17 protein-coding genes are annotated in these 16,381 nt (G+C 73.1%); 7 read left to right on the top strand and 10 right to left on the bottom strand.

Annotation, left to right across the window (positions count from 1 at the left end; translation table 11 throughout):
• Nucleotides 1–262: 262 nt before the first annotated feature.
• The gene (locus tag ACIRPH_RS18490; protein ID WP_402915853.1) at nucleotides 263–499 is read right to left on the bottom strand and encodes a hypothetical protein; all 237 of its coding nucleotides are present in this window, start codon (nucleotides 497–499) and stop codon (nucleotides 263–265) included.
• Between the two features lie 334 nt (nucleotides 500–833).
• Between ACIRPH_RS18490 and ACIRPH_RS18485 the strand changes: the two genes are divergently transcribed.
• A complete protein-coding gene (locus ACIRPH_RS18485) occupies nucleotides 834–1,838 on the top strand; it encodes a R2-like ligand-binding oxidase (protein ID WP_402915851.1) in 1,005 nt (334 codons plus the stop codon).
• 166 nt (nucleotides 1,839–2,004) lie between these two features.
• On the opposite strand, the gene ACIRPH_RS18480 is transcribed toward ACIRPH_RS18485, so the two are convergent.
• The 5 genes from ACIRPH_RS18480 to ACIRPH_RS18460 form a co-directional block, all read right to left on the bottom strand.
• Entirely contained in the window at nucleotides 2,005–2,184 is a 180-nt protein-coding gene (locus tag ACIRPH_RS18480) for a BldC family transcriptional regulator (protein ID WP_402915849.1), read from the bottom strand.
• A complete protein-coding gene (locus ACIRPH_RS18475) occupies nucleotides 2,181–3,500 on the bottom strand; it encodes a methyltransferase domain-containing protein (protein WP_402915847.1) in 1,320 nt (439 codons plus the stop codon). The genes ACIRPH_RS18480 and ACIRPH_RS18475 overlap by 4 nt, the downstream gene beginning before the upstream one ends.
• Nucleotides 3,497–3,808 (bottom strand): hypothetical protein, encoded by a 312-nt coding sequence (locus tag ACIRPH_RS18470; protein ID WP_402915845.1) that lies wholly within the window; start codon nucleotides 3,806–3,808, stop codon nucleotides 3,497–3,499. Before ACIRPH_RS18470 ends, ACIRPH_RS18475 begins: the two co-directional genes overlap by 4 nt.
• Before the next feature lie 21 nt (nucleotides 3,809–3,829).
• Nucleotides 3,830–3,970: a hypothetical protein gene (locus ACIRPH_RS18465; protein ID WP_402915843.1), complete on the bottom strand. Its 141-nt coding sequence runs from the start codon at nucleotides 3,968–3,970 to the stop codon at nucleotides 3,830–3,832.
• Between the two features lie 64 nt (nucleotides 3,971–4,034).
• Nucleotides 4,035–4,385 carry a hypothetical protein gene (locus tag ACIRPH_RS18460; RefSeq protein WP_402915841.1) on the bottom strand — a complete coding sequence of 117 codons (351 nt, stop codon included), beginning with the start codon at nucleotides 4,383–4,385 and terminating at the stop codon, nucleotides 4,035–4,037.
• A gap of 512 nt (nucleotides 4,386–4,897) precedes the next feature.
• Here ACIRPH_RS18460 and ACIRPH_RS18455 point away from each other — a divergent pair.
• The 3 genes from ACIRPH_RS18455 to ACIRPH_RS18445 all read left to right on the top strand — a co-directional run bounded on the left by ACIRPH_RS18455 (nucleotide 4,898) and on the right by ACIRPH_RS18445 (nucleotide 6,425).
• On the top strand, nucleotides 4,898–5,761 hold the full coding sequence (locus ACIRPH_RS18455; RefSeq protein ID WP_402915839.1) for a helix-turn-helix domain-containing protein: 864 nt from the start codon (nucleotides 4,898–4,900) through the stop codon (nucleotides 5,759–5,761).
• Nucleotides 5,758–5,943 carry a DUF397 domain-containing protein gene (locus ACIRPH_RS18450; RefSeq protein WP_402915837.1) on the top strand — a complete coding sequence of 62 codons (186 nt, stop codon included), beginning with the start codon at nucleotides 5,758–5,760 and terminating at the stop codon, nucleotides 5,941–5,943. Before ACIRPH_RS18455 ends, ACIRPH_RS18450 begins: the two co-directional genes overlap by 4 nt.
• 197 nt (nucleotides 5,944–6,140) lie before the next feature.
• Nucleotides 6,141–6,425 (top strand): DUF397 domain-containing protein, encoded by a 285-nt coding sequence (locus ACIRPH_RS18445; RefSeq protein ID WP_402915835.1) that lies wholly within the window; start codon nucleotides 6,141–6,143, stop codon nucleotides 6,423–6,425.
• A gap of 47 nt (nucleotides 6,426–6,472) precedes the next feature.
• On the opposite strand, the gene ACIRPH_RS18440 is transcribed toward ACIRPH_RS18445, so the two are convergent.
• Nucleotides 6,473–7,552, bottom strand: a complete 1,080-nt coding sequence (locus tag ACIRPH_RS18440; protein ID WP_402915833.1) for a zeta toxin family protein — start codon at nucleotides 7,550–7,552, stop codon at nucleotides 6,473–6,475.
• 255 nt (nucleotides 7,553–7,807) lie between these two features.
• Here ACIRPH_RS18440 and ACIRPH_RS18435 point away from each other — a divergent pair, with 255 nt between their 5' ends.
• The 3 genes from ACIRPH_RS18435 to ACIRPH_RS18425 all read left to right on the top strand — a co-directional run bounded on the left by ACIRPH_RS18435 (nucleotide 7,808) and on the right by ACIRPH_RS18425 (nucleotide 11,919).
• A complete protein-coding gene (locus tag ACIRPH_RS18435) occupies nucleotides 7,808–8,239 on the top strand; it encodes an NUDIX domain-containing protein (RefSeq protein WP_402915831.1) in 432 nt (143 codons plus the stop codon).
• 117 nt (nucleotides 8,240–8,356) lie between these two features.
• Complete coding sequence (locus ACIRPH_RS18430; RefSeq protein ID WP_402915829.1) at nucleotides 8,357–10,105, top strand: ABC transporter ATP-binding protein; 1,749 nt, start codon at nucleotides 8,357–8,359, stop codon at nucleotides 10,103–10,105.
• Nucleotides 10,102–11,919, top strand: coding sequence for an ABC transporter ATP-binding protein (locus tag ACIRPH_RS18425; RefSeq protein ID WP_402915827.1), 1,818 nt, complete (start codon nucleotides 10,102–10,104; stop codon nucleotides 11,917–11,919). The genes ACIRPH_RS18430 and ACIRPH_RS18425 overlap by 4 nt, the downstream gene beginning before the upstream one ends.
• Before the next feature lie 203 nt (nucleotides 11,920–12,122).
• Here the strand turns inward: ACIRPH_RS18425 and groL are convergent, their stop codons facing one another.
• From groL to ACIRPH_RS18410, 3 genes are all read right to left on the bottom strand, one after another.
• Entirely contained in the window at nucleotides 12,123–13,754 is a 1,632-nt protein-coding gene (gene groL / locus ACIRPH_RS18420; protein ID WP_402915825.1) for a chaperonin GroEL, read from the bottom strand.
• Nucleotides 13,755–14,193: 439 nt separating this feature from the next.
• On the bottom strand, nucleotides 14,194–14,994 hold the full coding sequence (locus ACIRPH_RS18415; RefSeq protein WP_402915823.1) for an ABC transporter permease: 801 nt from the start codon (nucleotides 14,992–14,994) through the stop codon (nucleotides 14,194–14,196).
• On the bottom strand, nucleotides 14,991–15,962 hold the full coding sequence (locus ACIRPH_RS18410; protein WP_402915821.1) for an ATP-binding cassette domain-containing protein: 972 nt from the start codon (nucleotides 15,960–15,962) through the stop codon (nucleotides 14,991–14,993). Before ACIRPH_RS18410 ends, ACIRPH_RS18415 begins: the two co-directional genes overlap by 4 nt.
• Nucleotides 15,963–16,381 lie beyond the last annotated feature (419 nt).

Here is a 16,381-nt window from a genome sequence, read left to right as displayed (position 1 = left end):
CGCCCACCCCCGATGATCTTGTCCTTGTGGCCGATCCCGACGCCGAACCCCGCCAGGAGTACGGGGTCACGGCGGAGGGGCGAATGGGGAGGTTGGGGAGGGCGGGGAGGGGCGCGGTCCCTCGCCTCCGGGGACGGGAGGGGACCCGCCCCCCGGGAGCAGGGGCCGGGCCCGGGCGGCGGGCCCCCGGTCCTCCGTCACCGGGAACCCGCGGCGCCCGGCCGGGCGCGCCTTCTCCGGGCGCGGCGCCGGGCCCCGGCCGTCAGACGGAGGGCAGCCCGCCCATGACGTAGGTGCCCGCCGCGATGCCCCACGCCACCAGGGAGTAGCTGAGGGTGCGGGTGCGCAGGATCCGGTCCCCGCGGACCGACGGGGCGGTGAAGGCCGCCACGAGGAGCACCATCCCGAGGAGCGCGGGGATGGCGGAGGCCAGCGCGAAGAGCTGGGTCTGGGCGGCGCAGGCGGCGTAACCGGCGGTGCCGGGATCACCACAGAACACGTCGTCCCCCGATCGGATCGTTCAGTGCGGGCGGTACTCCCCGACCGTACCGTTTCGGCGGGGGGCGGCTCGCCGTGATGCCGACCGGGCCGCCGCACGGGGGCGCGTCGCCGCACGGGAAGCGGACCGCCGCACGGGGGCGCACCGCCACCCGGAGGGGCGCGTCGCCGCACGGGGAAGCGGATTGCCGCACGGGGGCGGACCGCCGCACGGGGGACCACCCTTCCAACCGAACCGAATTCGGTTTTCGCGGGGCGGATGCCGCCGAAGCCCTTTACACGAGAGCCTTCCGTGTCCAATCATGAGGGGCAGTCCACCCCCTGGAGGTCCTCCCGTGCCCGACGAGCCCGCCCCCGCCACCGGAACGCCGACCCCCTCCCCCTCCGGACATCGGACGGGGTTCCACTCCCTCCGCAACGGCGGCCTGAACTGGGACTCCCTGCCCCTCAGGCTGTTCGCCAAGGGCAACGCCCGCTTCTGGAACCCGGCGGACGTCGACCTCTCCCGGGACGCCGAGGACTGGAAGGGCCTCGGCGGGGAGGCGCGCGAGCGCATCCTCAGGCTGTGCGCGTTCTTCGTGGCGGGCGAGGAGGCCGTGACCGAGGACCTCCAGCCGTTCCTGCGGGCGATGGCGGCGGAGGGCCGGCTCGGGGACGAGATGTACCTGACCCAGTTCGCCTTCGAGGAGGCCAAGCACGTGCAGGCGTTCCGGCTGTGGCTGGACGCCCTCGGGGTGCAGGAGGACCTGCACGGGTACGTGGACGACAACCCCGGCTACCGGGCGCTGTTCTACGAGGAGCTGCCAGGTTCGCTGGAGGCGCTCCTGGAGGACCCCGGCCCGCGCAACCAGGTGCGGGCGTCGGTGACCTACAACCACGTCATCGAGGGCTCGCTCGCGCTCACCGGCTACTACGCGTGGAACCACGTGTGCACCGTCCGGAACCTGTTCCCGGGGATGCGGGAGATCGTGCGGCGGATCGGTGACGACGAGCGCCGCCACATGGCGTGGGGCACCTTCACGTGCCGCAGGCACGTCGCGGCCGACGACGCCAACTGGGACGTGGTGCGGGAGCGGCTGGACGAGCTGCTGCCGCACGTGATGTCCACGGTGGAGCGGGGCGAGGAGTTCCCGGGGTCCTCGGGGACGCGGCGCTACGAGCTGCCGCCGGGCGAGCTGCTGAGGTACGCCGGGGACCGGGCGCTGCGGCGGCTCGGCGCGATCGAGTCCGCGCGCGGGGTCCCGCTGTCCCGGATCGACGTGGACGCCGCCCCGGAGGAGCTGGAGGAGAGGTTCGGCGAGGAGGACCGGCAGGCCATGGCCGGGCTGGCCGGGGGGTAGGGGCGGGCCCGCGCCCGCCGTCCGCCTCCCGGCGGGGCCGCCCCCGGCCGCCCCCGCCCGGCTCCGCGAGGGGGCGGTGGGACAGGGGGCGGACGGCGGGAGGCGGGAGGCGGCGCGGTGGCGGTCCCGTGCGCCCCGCCCCGGTCGGAGCCGGGCGCACGGGGGTTCACCTGCGGTCGAGCAGTCGCCTGACCTCGCTCTCGTGGTAGCGCCGGTGTCCGCCCAGGGTCTTGACCGAGGTGAGGTGTCCGGTCCTGGCCCACTTGGCGACGGTCTTGGGGTCCACCCGGAACAGCCGCGCCACCTCGGCGGGGGTGAGCAGTTCCCCGAACTCGGTCGCGCTCACCGGGGCTCCCCCGATCGGTCGGAGCGGTCCGGGTGGCCGGGGTGGTCGGGGTGGACCTGGCGGCCCGAGCGGTCCGGTTGGTCGGGGTGGTCGGGGTGGACCAGAGGGCCGGGGTGGTCCGAGCGGTCCGGGTGGACCGGAGGGCCGGGCCGGTCCGGGCGGCCGGGCCGGTGGGCGGTCCACAGGACGGCCTCCGGCTCGTGCAGCCACACGGACCGGCTCCCGCTCTCGTCGTCCACCGTCAGTCCGAACTCCGCGACGCCCGGCTCCCCCTGCTCTCGCCACCGGGTGAGCGCCTCCTCGAACTCGTCCACCAGGCGCCGGGTCCCTCCGCCCTGTTCCACGCACCCGTCCGGGTGCAGCCGCGCCCACGCCCCGCAGCGGGTGGACACCACCCACATGAACAGGTCGGATGCGCCCGGCTCCCGGCCCATGCCGTGCGCCCAGTCGGGCACGAGCAGCGCCAGGAGGAGGCCGCCCTCGCCGTCGAGGAGGTAGCGGGGGTCCCCCTCCGCCCGGGTGGTGCGGTCGGGGACCGCGTCCGCGTCCGGGATCCGCCCGCCGGGCCTGCTCTGGCCGCGCGCCCACATGAACGCGAGGCTCCCCTCGAAGCGGCCCTCGGCCGGAAGCCCCCCGCCGCGCTTCTCCAGGACCGCGAGCGCGCCGGACGGCGCGCCCGGGGTGGGCGCCCACGGGGTGACGAGCAGACCGCGCGGGTGGAGCTGGGCGAGCCACCCCGCCGGGACGTCCGCCACCTGGCACGTGGCGACGACCCGGTGGAACGCCGGGGCAGCGGACAGGCGGGCGTGCTCCGCGTCGGCGTGCACGGCCTCCGGCGCGTACCCGGCGGCGTGCAGCGCCGAGCGGGCCGAGGCGGAGACGGCCGGGTCGACCTCCATCGTGGCCACGCGCTCGTCCCCGACCAGTTCGCACAGCAGCGCGGCGTTGAACCCGGTCCCCGTGCCGATCTCCAGCACCGAGTGCGCGGGTTCGATCCGGGCGGCGGCGAGCATGCGCGCCATGATCGTCGGCGCGGAGCTGGAGGAGGTGGGCAGGCCCATGCCGCCCTCGCGGCCCCCGTCGCGCTGGGTGGTGAGCGCCTGGTCGGTGTAGGCCGCGCGGAGCCAGGCGGCGGGGTCCTCGGCGCGGTCGTAGCGGGTGCGGTCCTCGCCCCACACCACATCGGGCAGGAACTCGTGCCGGGGCACCCGGAGGAACAGCGACGCGATGTGCTCCGGTGCGCCGTCCGCGCGGAGCCGGTCGGCCAGGGCCCGGGCGAGGGGGAGGTGGTCCGTGCTGTGGGTCCTGGACGTCACTTGTCCCGCACCTTCCCCGTGCCGTTGCAGCCCGTGCAGGGAACCCAGTCGTCGAGCGCCTCGCGCGGGGACCGGCCGTCGGTCGTGACGAACTTTCCGCCGATCCCGCTGCACATCGAGCAGTCCTGCTCGGCGGTCGGGCCCCACCGGTCGGACGCGGGGGCCGGGACGGCGGGCGCGGGGGTCGAGACGGCCGGCGCGGGAGTCGGGACGGCGGGCGGGACGGCTGCGGCCGGGGTTGGGGTCGGGGGTGGAATCGTCGCTGTGGTCGTGCCCGTGATGGTCATGGTGGCTGTGGCTGTGGTCATGCTGACCTGCTCTCTGTTCGGTCACCCTCGGGTGACGGTGACGGCGTCGCCGCAGTGGCGGCACCGCATGGTCCGGATGTCGGGGTAGCGCGGATCGGCCGGGTCCGCGATGTAGTCGTGCTGGCCGCTGGTGGTCTTCTCGCACCTGGTCCTGCCGTCCACGCCGTGCTCCTCGGGGGAGGTGTGGAAGGGCGCGCCCCGGCCCCCGCTCAGGGCGCGCCCGGTCTCAGAGGACGGGGACGGCGCGGATCGCCGCCGCCCACACGGCGCGCAGGCCCCTGGCCGGGACGCCGGGGTCGCCGGACGGGTCCGAGCTGCCGGACGGAGCAGAGTTGCCGGACCAGGCTGCGGGGACTCGGCCTGCTGCCCCGGCCACCGTCGTCGGGGTGTCGGCGGGAAGGTTCTCCAGTGGAGACTGCCAGGTCAGCGGGTGCGGGTGGGGGTCCGGGCCGGGAACGGTCACCACTCGCGTGACCGGCCCCCGGCGGGCCGCGTAGACCGCGTGGCCCTGGAGGTCGGGGCCCAGGTAGGTGACGGCCGCCCCGTGGGCGGTGGCCCACGCGGAGAGAGCGGCCATGGTCGGAAGCTCGCGGAGGTCGCACACCCGGGTCATGCCGCCGCCCCCTGAGCCTCGTCCTGCCGAGCGATCGCGATCAGCACGACCAGGCCGCGCTGCGAGGCGTCGACACGGCGACGCCTCGCGGACAGGGGGATCACAGGAGCGAGGCCGCCCACACGCGGACGCTCCGGTGGGGGCGTCGACGCCTGAAGCTCGGTTCGGCTGTTCGGCCAGACGATCGGGATGGGCCCGGTGACCACATGCGGGCGGGGCGGCTGAGAGATGTGCCGGTCGATGTAGCGGCGGCCCCGGGTTCCGCGCCGACGCACAGCGTGCGCGAGGACACGGACTGCAAGCCCCGACACAGACATGAGGGGCACCAGAAGGCACACAAATATGGACATAGGGATGCTCTCGCTTCTCTTCGTGTTAACGAGATCACTGCAGGTGATTCGATAGTGCACGAGAATCAGACTCTTCACAAGAGAATCTGCGAGATTCTCTTAAAATTACGGCGCTAGCATTGCCCCATGCGATCCCCTACCTACTCGCCGACCGTGCGCCGACGACGGCTCGGAATGCAGCTCAGACGTATGCGCGAGGCCGCTGGCCTGACCGGTTCCGAGGCTGGGGAGCGTGCCGGGATCTCCCGTGCCGCTCTCGGGAAGATCGAGACAGCTGAGACTCGACGAGTGCCCGCTCGTCAGGTCGCCGCGCTCGCAGAGGTCTACGGAGCCACTCCGGCCGAGACGGACGCGCTCCGCGAGCTAGCTGCGGACGCTGGCGAGCGCGGCTGGTGGTGGAAGTACCGCGACGTGTTCGGCCACGACTCCCTACCGGACTTCGAGGCCGAGGCATCCCAGATTCATACCTACGAGACCGCTACCATTCCGGGTCTCCTCCAGATTCCCGAGTACGCCGACGCAATCTTTCGAGGCGGGCCACTCACTGACCTTGAGCACATCCAGCGTCAGGTTGAAGCACGCATGGCGCGTCGCGAGATCTTGCACAGGCACGAGCGCCCAACGCACCTGTGGGCAATCATCGATGAGGCGGCGCTCCGGCGTCCGATCGGTGGTCCTCAGGTGATGCGCGCCCAGCTGGAGTACCTGGAACGCATCGGGCAGTATCCGAACATTGACATCCAGGTACTCCCGTTCAGCGTTGGCGCACACCCTGCTCTCGGCATCCCGTACACAGTTTTGGAATTCCCGGAACCCTTGGATCCCACGATCGTGTACACAGACGCGATCGGCAGTGGACTGTTCGAGGAGGACCCCGCCGAAGTTGCCCGCTACTCGACAACCTTCCGCCACCTACAGGCAAGTGCATCGAATACCGTCGAGTCTGCCCAGATCATCGCGGGCATACGAGAAGAGAGCACGGCAGCATGACCACCACACCTGAGTTCCGCAAGTCGAGCTACAGCAACCACAACCAGAACTGCATTGAGGTCGCAGACCTCCCCGGCAAGCACCTGGTTCGCGACACCCAGAATCGCGACCTTGGGCACCTCGGGTTCACCGGGCCGGAGTGGGCGGCGGCCCTCGGTGTCATCCGCACCGACAAGGTCTGACACATCCCACAACGCAAGCAGGCCCCCCGCCCGGGTCCGGGCGAGGGGCCTGTTGCACCTGAGTGCTCTCGCAATAGAGCATCCGAACCGAGTCTATCCGGGACAGACCCGCCCGTTAGGGTTCGGAGGAAATCACTCCCAGGGCCCTGACCGCATCTGGCCACCGACGCCACCACGTCAGCGGGTACACCCAGGAGATGAGCGAACTCGCGCCCTTCCGGTCCGGTCACAGCGAAGCCACCCCGCAGAAGCTCGTGGACATCACCTTCCACAAGTCCAGCTACAGCGACCGCAGCGACTGCGTCGAGGTCGCCTTCCGCAAGAGCAGTTACTCCGGTGCCCGCGACCAGAACTGTGTCGAGGTCGCAGACGTGCACGGCGCGAGCCTGGTCCGCGACACCCAGCACAGGGAACTCGGCCATCTCGCCTTCCCCTCCTCCGAGTGGCGGGCACTGCTCGGCACCGCCCGGCGCGAGAAGTAGCCCACGGCGCGGAGCCCCCACCCGCACCGGCGAGGGCTTCCGTATGTTCATCCCGTGACGTCGCGCCACAGCTCACGCCGGCCGCGCTCGGCCTCCAGGGCGATCCGGCCGAAGGGCTCGGTGCGCCAGTCGCCGTCCCGCAGGTGGTTGGCGTAGAGCACCTCGCCGTCCCGGGAGAGCACGTAGAGGGAGTCCACCAGCCGGTGGGTCTCCAGGAACTCCACCGTGTTGGGCACGCCCAGGTAGAAGCGGTCATGGTGAGACTCCGGCATGACCCGGCCGAAGCCCTGGTGGGCGCGGGCCCGCGCGTGGCGGTCCGCGATCGCGAAGCGGCTGTTGGAGGAGTGGGTGGCCACGAACGCCACCTCGACCCGGTACCCGGCCTCGCGGAACCCCTCCACCCAGGAGGCCGCCCAGTCGGCGCGGCCGAGGGGGTGGCTGCACACGACGTCCGTCCGCCCCGACCGCACGTGCTCCAGGGCGAGCCCGTGCAGACCGGCGACCTGGCGTGCCAGCGAATCCGAGGCGGCCGCGTCGTCGGCGGCCATCGCCCACTCGTAGTCGGGCGCGAGCCTCAGCAGGTCGTCGCCGTCGTAGCTGACGGTGCCCTCCGGCAGGGCGGGCAGGAGCAAGCGTTGCAGGGTCGACTTGCCCGCCCCCGGCTGGCCACCGAGGAGCAGCAGCCGAGGGTGCTCCCGCGCGCCACCCGTGAGGCGGTCGCGCAGGGCCAGGTCGAACAGCGCGCCCAGGTCCGCGTCGTCCAGGACGCGGCCGGGGTCCCGGGGCGTGGCCCCGTCCGGAACCGGCACGGGCTCGGCGCGCAGCGCGGCGACCACGGCGGGCAGTTCCGCGTTGACGGCGTCGATTCGGTCCGGGAGGAGGAACGGCAGGCGCGCCTCCTCCGTCAGGAGCGCGGCGGCCCTCCCCCTCAGCTCGGGCCGGGTGTCCGCGCGGCTCAGGCAGGCCCCGACCGCCGCGCTGTACAGGTTGTACGCCTGTTCGCGGGCCTCCCGGCAGGCGTCGGACTGCGGGGGTATCCCGCCGCCCGCGGCGACCCCCGCGAGGAGGGGTCCTGCGGTCGCTCCCGCGGTCCCCGCCGGGGCCGTTCCTCGGGTCCGCGTCTCCATGCCGTCCGCCCCTCCCGGGCCCCGGGGCCCGCGCCGTCCGCCGCTGACTGGATGCTAGTGCGTCACGTCACCCCCGGGGCGCGGGTTCGGCGGTTCCTCCCCCGCTGCGCGTCCCCCTCCCCCGCCCTCCCCTACGCACAGCCCTCCCCCACACCACGGCCCCCTTCGCCCCGCCGTCCCCCTCCGTCCCGCAGTCGCCCTCCGCCCCGCCGTCCCCCTTCGTCGCGCAGTCCCCCTTCGCCCTACAGTGGGCCCATGACCTCGACTCCGCCGGCGCAGCCCGGCACCCCCGCCGTGATCGACGCCCTGGCCTGGGTACACGTGAGGGACGGACGTCTGCTGTGCGTCCGTACCGAGGGCGTCGACCGGTTCTACCTCCCGGGCGGCAAGCGCGAGCCCGGCGAGAGCGACGAGGAGGCCGTGGCGCGCGAGACCGACGAGGAGGTCGGCGTGGTGCTCCGCCCCGGAACCTTCCGCCTCGTCACCGTCATCGACGAACTGGCCTACGACAAGGCGCCGGGAACGCGGGTGCGGCTGTCCTGCTACTCCGCCGAGCACGACGGCGAACCCGCGCCCGCCAACGAGATCGCCGAGCTGGCGTGGATCGGCTTCGACGAGCGCGACCGGTGCGCCCCGGCGGTGCGCCGCCTGGTCGAGCTGCTGCACGGGCAGGGCTCCGTCAGGTGACCCCGGCGGGTACGTACGCCCGGCGATGAGACCCCTTCCGACCAGGGACGATACCCCTGACCTGGCCCGGAAAAATGAGTGGACCCGCCCAGGTTCTCTGGTTACAGTCCGAGAACTGTGCGCGTACTTCCTCAGCCTCCGGGCATCCCCGACCACCGTTCGGCCAACCGCTTCCTGCTGTGGCTCGCCCGATCGGAGTGGCGCCCGCTCGCGTGGGCGGGGGGCGTGGACAGCCTCTACCGGCTCTGCGGCGTCCTCATGTCCGCGGCGATCGGCGCCACCCTGGACTCCGGCGTGGCCGAGGGCGACCCGGCCTCGCTCCTGGCCTGGTTCGGCGTCCTCACCGGGCTGACCCTGCTGAGCACGGCCCTGGTGCCGGTCGGCATCCGGGCGATGGCGTTCAACTGGTACACGTCCGCGTACCGTACCGTGCAGGTCGTCATCGAGCGGTCGGTCGCCCTGGGCCCCACCCTCACCCGGCGGCTCCCGTCCGGCGAGGTGGTCGCGGTCGGCACGGACGACATCGACCGGGTGGGCGACTTCTACGAGAACTCCGCGCTCGTCCCCGCCTCGGTGGTGACGATCGGCGCGGTGAGCGTTCTCATGCTGTCGTCGCACGTCACGTTCGGCCTGATCGTGCTCGTCGCGGTGCCGGTCATGGTGGTCGGCATGGTGCCGCTGCTGCGCCCGTTCTCCGAGCGCCAGGAGCACCACCGCACCAGGCAGGCCGAGCTGACCACGAGGGCCACCGACCTGGTCGCCGGGCTGCGGGTCCTGCGGGGCGTGGGCGGGGAGCGCACCGTCGGCGACCGCTACCGCGAGGAGTCCCAGCGCGTGCGCGCCGCCGGCGTGCGGGTGGGGTGGATGGACGCCGCCCTCCAGGCCGTCCGCGAGCTGTACCCGGGCCTGCTGCTGGTGGGCATCGTCTGGTACGGCGCCCGGCTGGCCCTGGCCGGGGACATCACCGTGGGCCAGCTCGTCGCCTTCTACGGGTACACGGGCAACCTGGCGGTGGCGATCCGGTACCTGATGCACGCCTCCTCCCTGTTCATCTCCGCCCGGGTGGCGGCGGACCACGTGGTCCGCGTGCTCTCCCTGGAGCACGACCACCCCGACCCCGAGCACCCCGCCGAGGCCCCGGCCGCCCCGTGCGACCTGCGCGACCCCGTCAGCGGGGTCGTGGTGGCCGCCGGGCGCACCACCGGCGTGGTGTGCTCCGACGCGGCAGGGGCGACCGCCCTGGCCGAGCGCCTGGGCCGGTACCGCGAGGACGAGGCGGACGGCGCGGACGCCCTGCTCGTCGAAGCGGCGACCGGCCGCGAGGTGCGCCTGCGCGACCTGCCGCTGCGCGACGTGCGCCGCCGCGTGCTGGTCGCGTCCAACAGCGCCCACCTGTTCTCCGGGCGGCTCCGCGAGGAGCTGTCCCCGGACGGCGGGCTGTCCGACGACCGCCTCGCGGCGGTCGTCCGGGCCGCGTACGCCGACGACGTGGTGCGCCAGTCCCCGGCGGGGTTCGACGCGCTCCTCACCGAGCGCGGCCGCGAGTACTCCGGCGGACAGCAGCAGCGGCTCCGGCTGGCGAGGGCGTTCGGGCTGGACCCCGAGATCCTGGTCCTGGTCGAACCCGCCTCCGCCGTCGACGCCCACTCCGAGGCGGCCATCGGCGCGCGGCTGGCCGCCGAGCGGAAGGGGCGCACCACCGCCCTGTTCACCACCAGCCCCCTCCTGCTCGACCACACCGACCACGTGCTGTTCGTGGACGGCGGGCGCGTCGTCGCCGAGGGCTCCCACCGGGACCTGCTCGCGAGCGCCCCCGGCTACGCCGACACCGTCCTGCGCACCGTCTCCACGAGTGGAAAGCCATGACCCGGACCACCGAACCCTCACCCGCCCTCTCCGACGGCTTCGGGCTCCCGCTACCGCCGTCGCAGACCTCGGCCCTGCCCGTGGCACCCGTGTCCATGGTCTGGGCACGGCTCCGCCGGGCCGGTCGCGACCACGGCGGGCGGCTGCTCGCCGTCGTGGTCCTGTACGGGATGGCGGCGCTGGCCGCGCTCGTCGCCCCGTGGGTGCTCGGCATGGTCATCGACGCGGTCCGCGGCGGGGCCGACCCCGGCCGGATCGACCTGCTGGCCGTGGTGATCGTCGTCGGCCTGCTGTTCCACGCCGGGTTCACGCTCGTGTCGGTGGCCCAGTCGATCCGCTTCGGGGAGGGGGTGCTGGCCGAGCTGCGCGAGGAGTTCGTGCGCGCGGTCCTGCGCCTGCCGCTCGGAACGGTGGAGAGCGCCGGGACCGGAGACCTGGTGGCCAGGTCGGGCCGCGACATCGGGCACCTGAGCTACACGGTGCGCCGCTCGGTGCCGGTGATGGCGGTGAGCACCGTGACGGTGGCCGTCATCGTCACCGCGATCAGCCTGCTGCACCCCGCGCTGCTCCTGGCCTGGGCGCCGTCCCTGCTGATCATCTGGGTGTCCACCCGGTGGTACGCCCGCCGCGCCCCGGACGGCTACATCCAGGAGCTGGCGACCTACTCCGACCTGACGCAGAGCGTCACGGACACCGTGGAGGGGGCGCACACCCTGGAGGCGCTGGGACGCCAGCTCCGCCAGACCGAGCGGGCCGAGGCCAAGATCCGCCGCACCTACCGGGCCGAGCGGTACACGCTGTGGCTGCAGAGCATGTGGTACCCGCCGCTGGAGTTCGCGTACCTGTTCGCGACCGCGTGCACGTTCCTGGTGGCGGGGTACCTGCACGCCGTCGGCGTGCTGACCGTCGGCCAGATCGCCACGGCCGTGTTCCTGTCCGTGCAGATGGCCCGGCCCGTGGAACAGCTGGTGGACCAGGTGGACAGCCTGATGATGGGTTTCACGAGCCTGCGGCGCCTGCTGGGCGTGCGGCTCGCCGAGGAGCGGCCGGGGCTCTCCGAGGCGGACGCCGGCCACGTGCCCGGAACGGTGGAGGTGCGCGGCGCGCGGTTCGGCTACACCGACACGGAGGTCCTGCACGGGGTGGACCTGGTCCTGCGCCCCGGCGAGCGGCTGGCGGTGGTCGGGCCGAGCGGCGCGGGCAAGTCGACCCTCGGCAAGCTGATCGCGGGCGTGCACGGGCCGACCGCCGGGAGCGTGCGCGTCGGCGGGGTGGACATGGCGGGGCTGTCACCGGAGCTGCGGCGCGAGCGGGCGATCATGCTGAGCCAGGAGAGCCACGTGTTCCGGGGCACCGTGGCCGAGAACCTGGCGCTGGCCCTGGACGCCGCCGAGGCGGACCGGGACCGGCTGTGGGCGGCCCTGGCCGCCGTGGACGCCGACGCCTGGGTCCGGTCGCTGCCGGACGGGCTGGACACGCGGGTGGGGTCGGGCGACCTCGCGCTGGACCCGGCCCACGTGCAGCAGCTCGCGCTGGCCCGGGTGGTGCTGGCCGACCCGGAGGTGCTGGTGCTGGACGAGGCGACGTCGCTGATGGACCCGGGTTCGGCCCGCCACCTGGAGAGGTCCCTGGCCGGGGTGCTGTCGGGGCGGACCGTGGTGGCGATCGCGCACCGGCTCCACACGGCGCACGACGCCGACCGGATCGCCGTGGTGGAGGACGGCCGCGTCAGCGAGCTGGGCAGCCACGACGAGCTGCTGGCACGCGGTGGCTCGTACGCCGACCTGTGGCGCGCCTGGCACGGGGCGGTCTGAGCCCGCGTACACGGCTACAGCCGTCCGGGGCCCGGACCCGGGCCCGTTCCCGGGTCCGGGCCCGTGCCGACGCCGCCCGACGGTCCCCGGAGGCTCCGGCCCCCGTCGTCCGGCCCCGGACACAGCGAAACCGGGCGGCCCCGAAGGGCCGCCCGGTCGTCGCGGGCGAGGTCGCGTACCGGACCCCAGAACTCCAGGAGGTCCTAGAAGTCCATGCCGCCCATGCCACCGGTCGGGTCGCCGGCCGGAGCCGCCGCCTTCTCCGGCTTCTCGGCGATGACGGCCTCGGTGGTCAGGAACAGACCGGCGATGGAGGCCGCGTTCTGCAGAGCGGAGCGGGTGACCTTGGTCGGGTCGATGACGCCGTCCTTGAACAGGTCGGTGTACTCACCGGTGGCGGCGTTGAGGCCGAAACCGGGCTCCAGGTTGCGGACCTTCTCCGCCACGACGCCGCCCTCGAGGCCGGCGTTGATGGCGATCTGCTTGAGCGGCTCCGCGATGGCGCGGCGCACGATGTCGGCGCCGATGGCCTCGTCGCCGTCCAGGTCGAGCTTGGCGAACGCGGGGACGCTGGCCTGCAGCAGCGCGACGCCACCACCGGGCAGGATGCCCTCCTCGACCGCGGCCTTGGCGTTGCGGACGGCGTCCTCGATGCGGTGCTTGCGCTCCTTGAGCTCCACCTCGGTCGCGGCGCCGGCCTTGATGACGGCCACGCCGCCGGCCAGGCGGGCGAGACGCTCCTGGAGCTTCTCGCGGTCGTAGTCGGAGTCGGTGCGCTCGATCTCGTTGCGGATCTCGTTCACGCGACCGGCGATCGCGGTGGCGTCACCGGCGCCGTCCACGATGGTGGTCTCGTCCTTGGTGACGACGACCTTGCGGGCGCGGCCGAGCATGTCGAGCTCGGTGTTCTCCAGCTTGAGGCCGACCTCCTCGGTGATGACCTGGCCGCCGGTCAGCACGGCGATGTCGCCGAGCTGGGCCTTGCGGCGGTCACCGAAGCCCGGGGCCTTGACGGCGACGGACTTGAAGGTGCCGCGGATCTTGTTGACGATCAGCGTCTGGAGGGCGCCGCCCTCCAGGTCCTCGGCGATGACGACGAGCGGACGACCGGCCTGGAGGACCTTCTCGACGACCGGCAGGAACTCGTTGTTGTTCGAGATCTTGGAGTTGACGATGAGGATGTAGGGGTCCTCGAGGACCGTCTCCATGCGCTCGAGGTCGGTGGCGAAGTAGGGCGAGATGTAGCCCTTGTCGAAGCGCATGCCCTCGGCGAGCTCCAGCTCGAGCCCGAAGGTCTGCCCCTCCTCGACGGTGATGACGCCTTCCTTGCCGACCTTGTCCATCGCCTCGGCGATGGTCTCGCCGATCTGCGGGTCGCCGGCGGAGATCGAGGCGGTGGAGGCGATCTGCTCCTTGGTCTCGATGTCCTTGGAGAGGTTGCCGAGCTCCTCGTTGATGCGGGAGACGGCGGCCTCGATGCCGCGCTTGAGGCTGATCGGGTTGGCGCCGGCGGCGACGTTGCGCAGCCCCTCGCGGACGAGGGCCTGGGCGAGCACGGTGGCGGTGGTGGTGCCGTCACCCGCGACGTCGTCGGTCTTCTTGGCGACCTCCTTGACCAGCTCGGCCCCGATCTTCTCCCACGGGTCCTCGAGCTCGATCTCCTTGGCGATGGAGACACCGTCGTTGGTGATCGTGGGGGCGCCCCACTTCTTCTCCAGGACGACGTTGCGACCCTTCGGGCCGAGCGTGACCTTGACGGCGTCCGCGAGCTGGTTCATGCCGCGCTCGAGGCCGCGACGGGCCTCCTCGTCGAACGCGATCAGTTTGGCTGCCATTGGATTCTTGTCCTCCCGTGACCGGGCTGATACGCGATGGGACGAGGCATGCGCCCGCGACGGACGACCGGAGCGCTCCGACAACCCTGCTGTCGGGAACCGCGGTCTCGCAGCCTCGATCCGGTTAGCACTCAAGGAAGGCGAGTGCTAACCAGGTCCCTTTTTAGCACTCGACCATGGAGAGTGCAAACGATGTGGTCACGATTTCCCCTCCCCTCCTACCAGCCCCTACCTGCGCATACACCCCGTGAAGAGCGGATTTCCGCGCTCAGCGGACAGGCTCCGCCACCGTCCGTGCCTGCGCGAACGGCCCGCTTCGGCCCGGGGCCCGTGCGGATCGAAGCCCGGTGCGGGCCCCGGACCGAAGCGGGGCGGAGGCCCGGAACAGGCACCCGGGCACGGTCCGAAGCGAAGCGGAGGCCCGGAACAGGCACGGCCCTCAGGAGCCGAGCCTGCGCATCGCCCGCGATCCGAACGCCAGCGCGGCGGCCGCCAGCGCGACCGCGACGGCCCAGCCGATCCCGACCGACAGGCCCCAGTCGCCCGCGAACAGGGCCCGTTCGGCGTCCACGACGTAGGCCACCGGGTTGACCCGGGACAGGCCGTACAGCCAGGACGGCGCCAGCTCCATCGGCAGCAGCACGCCGGACAGCAGCATGAGCGGCATGATCACCGTCTGGAGCACCGGAGCGAACACGTACGTCTGCTTCACCGCCAGGGCCGTCAGGTACGACAGGGTGGACAGGCCGATCCCCAGGACGGCGAGCAGGAGCAGGCCGACCACCGCGCCCGCCACGGAGACCCGGAACCCGAACGGGATCACCAGAACGATGATGAGCACCATCTGCGCCATCATCTGCGCCACGTCCCGCAGCACCCGGCCGAGCAGCAGCGACACCCGGCTCGCCGGGGTGGCCAGCATCCGCTCGTGCGCGCCGGAGGCCATCTCCGGGAGCAGGCCGAACCCGGCGAACCCGGCGGTGAACAGGGCGAGCATGACCAGCAGGCCGGGCACGAACCACTGCCAGGGGTTCTCGCCCTCGGCCCCCGCCAGCCCGGTGAGCAGGGGCGCGAACAGCACCAGGTACAGGACCGGCTGGAGCATCCCGAAGCCCAGGAGCAGGGGCCGGTGCAGCAGCGGGCGCATCTGGCGGACGAACACGGTCCAGGTGTCGCGCGCCACGCCCGACCCGCGCGCCGGGGCCGCCCCGGCCGTCCTCGGCAGTCCGCTCACGCTCATGCCTCCTCCTCGCGCAGGCTGCGCCCGGTCAGGGTCAGGAACACGTCGTCCAGGGTGGGCCGCTGCACCCGCACGGAGAGCAGCGCGACCCCGGCCGCGTCGAGGGTGCGCAGCAGTTCGGGCAGGACGCCGTCGCCGCGCTCCACGCGGAAGCGCACCTCCGGGTCCCGGCCCACGGCGGCGACCACCTCGGCGGGTCCGGCGGAGGGCACCCGTTCGGCGATCCCGGCGCCCGTGCGCGCGTCCTCCCCGCTCCCCACGGAGAAGGTGACCAGGTCCCCGGACACCTTGCCCTTGAGCTCGTCGGCGGTGCCGTCGGCGATGACGCGTCCGTGGTCGATGACCAGGACCCGCTCGGCCACGTCGTCGGCCTCGTCGAGGTAGTGCGTGGTCAGCACGACCGTGGTGCCGAGCCGTTCGCGCAGCCGGGCCACGTGCTCCCACAGGTTGGCGCGGCTGTGCGGGTCGAGGCCGGTGGAGGGCTCGTCCAGGAACAGCAGGCCGGGCTCGTGGACGAGCCCCATGGCGATGTCGAGCCTGCGGCGCTGGCCGCCGGAGAGCTTGCCCGCCTCCCGGTCGGAGGCGCCCCCCAGGTCCAGCAGGTCGAGCAGCTCGTCGGCGCGGCGGCGAGCGGTGCGGCGGTCGAGCCCGTACAGGAGTCCCTGCGTGCGCAGCTCCTCCCCGACCCGCTGGTCGCCGCCGGCCCCGTTCCCCTGGCCGACGAACCCGATCCGGCGGCGCACCTCGGCGGGCTCGGTGCGGATGTCGCGCCCGGCGACCGTGGCGGTCCCCGAGGTGGGCTCCAGCAGTGTGGTGAGCATGCGCAGCGTGGTGGACTTACCGGCCCCGTTGGGCCCGAGGATCGCGACGAGTTCGCCCTCCTCGACGTCGATGTCGACGCCGCGCACGGCCTCGACGACGTCCTTGCCGACCCGGAACGTCCGGGCCAGCTCGTGCGTGTGGATCATCCCGCCTCCTTATTCAAACTTGAATGCGGCGACGAGTCTGCCCCATCTCCGGCGGATGTTCAAACTTGAATATCAACATCGACGACTGTCCCTGCTCAGACGCGCGGACGGCACAGGGAGCGGTGACGGGGCAGTGCGAGAGGACGGCTCGGAGGCGGGTTCCGCCGGGCCGGGCACGGAGGGCACGCGGAAGGACGCCCGGGAAGGGCGAGGGGCGTCCAGGTCACGGGAAGCGCGGAAAGCACGGGAAACGCGAGAGGCGCGGGGGCGAAGTCGCGCCGCGGGGCGGCCGTGCCGAAGGGGCCGGGGAGCCGGGACCGGGCGCCCCCCGGGACGGTGACCCGGCCCGGGGGCGGCCCCCCGGGGGCAGGCCCGGCCACCCCGGGTCCCGGTGGCGGGGCACGGCCGGGCACGGTGAG

The organism is Nocardiopsis sp. NPDC101807, from assembly GCF_044766605.1.
GTDB lineage: Bacteria > Actinomycetota > Actinomycetes > Streptosporangiales > Streptosporangiaceae > Nocardiopsis > Nocardiopsis tropica.
This window is presented reverse-complemented; position numbering and strand designations above follow the sequence as displayed.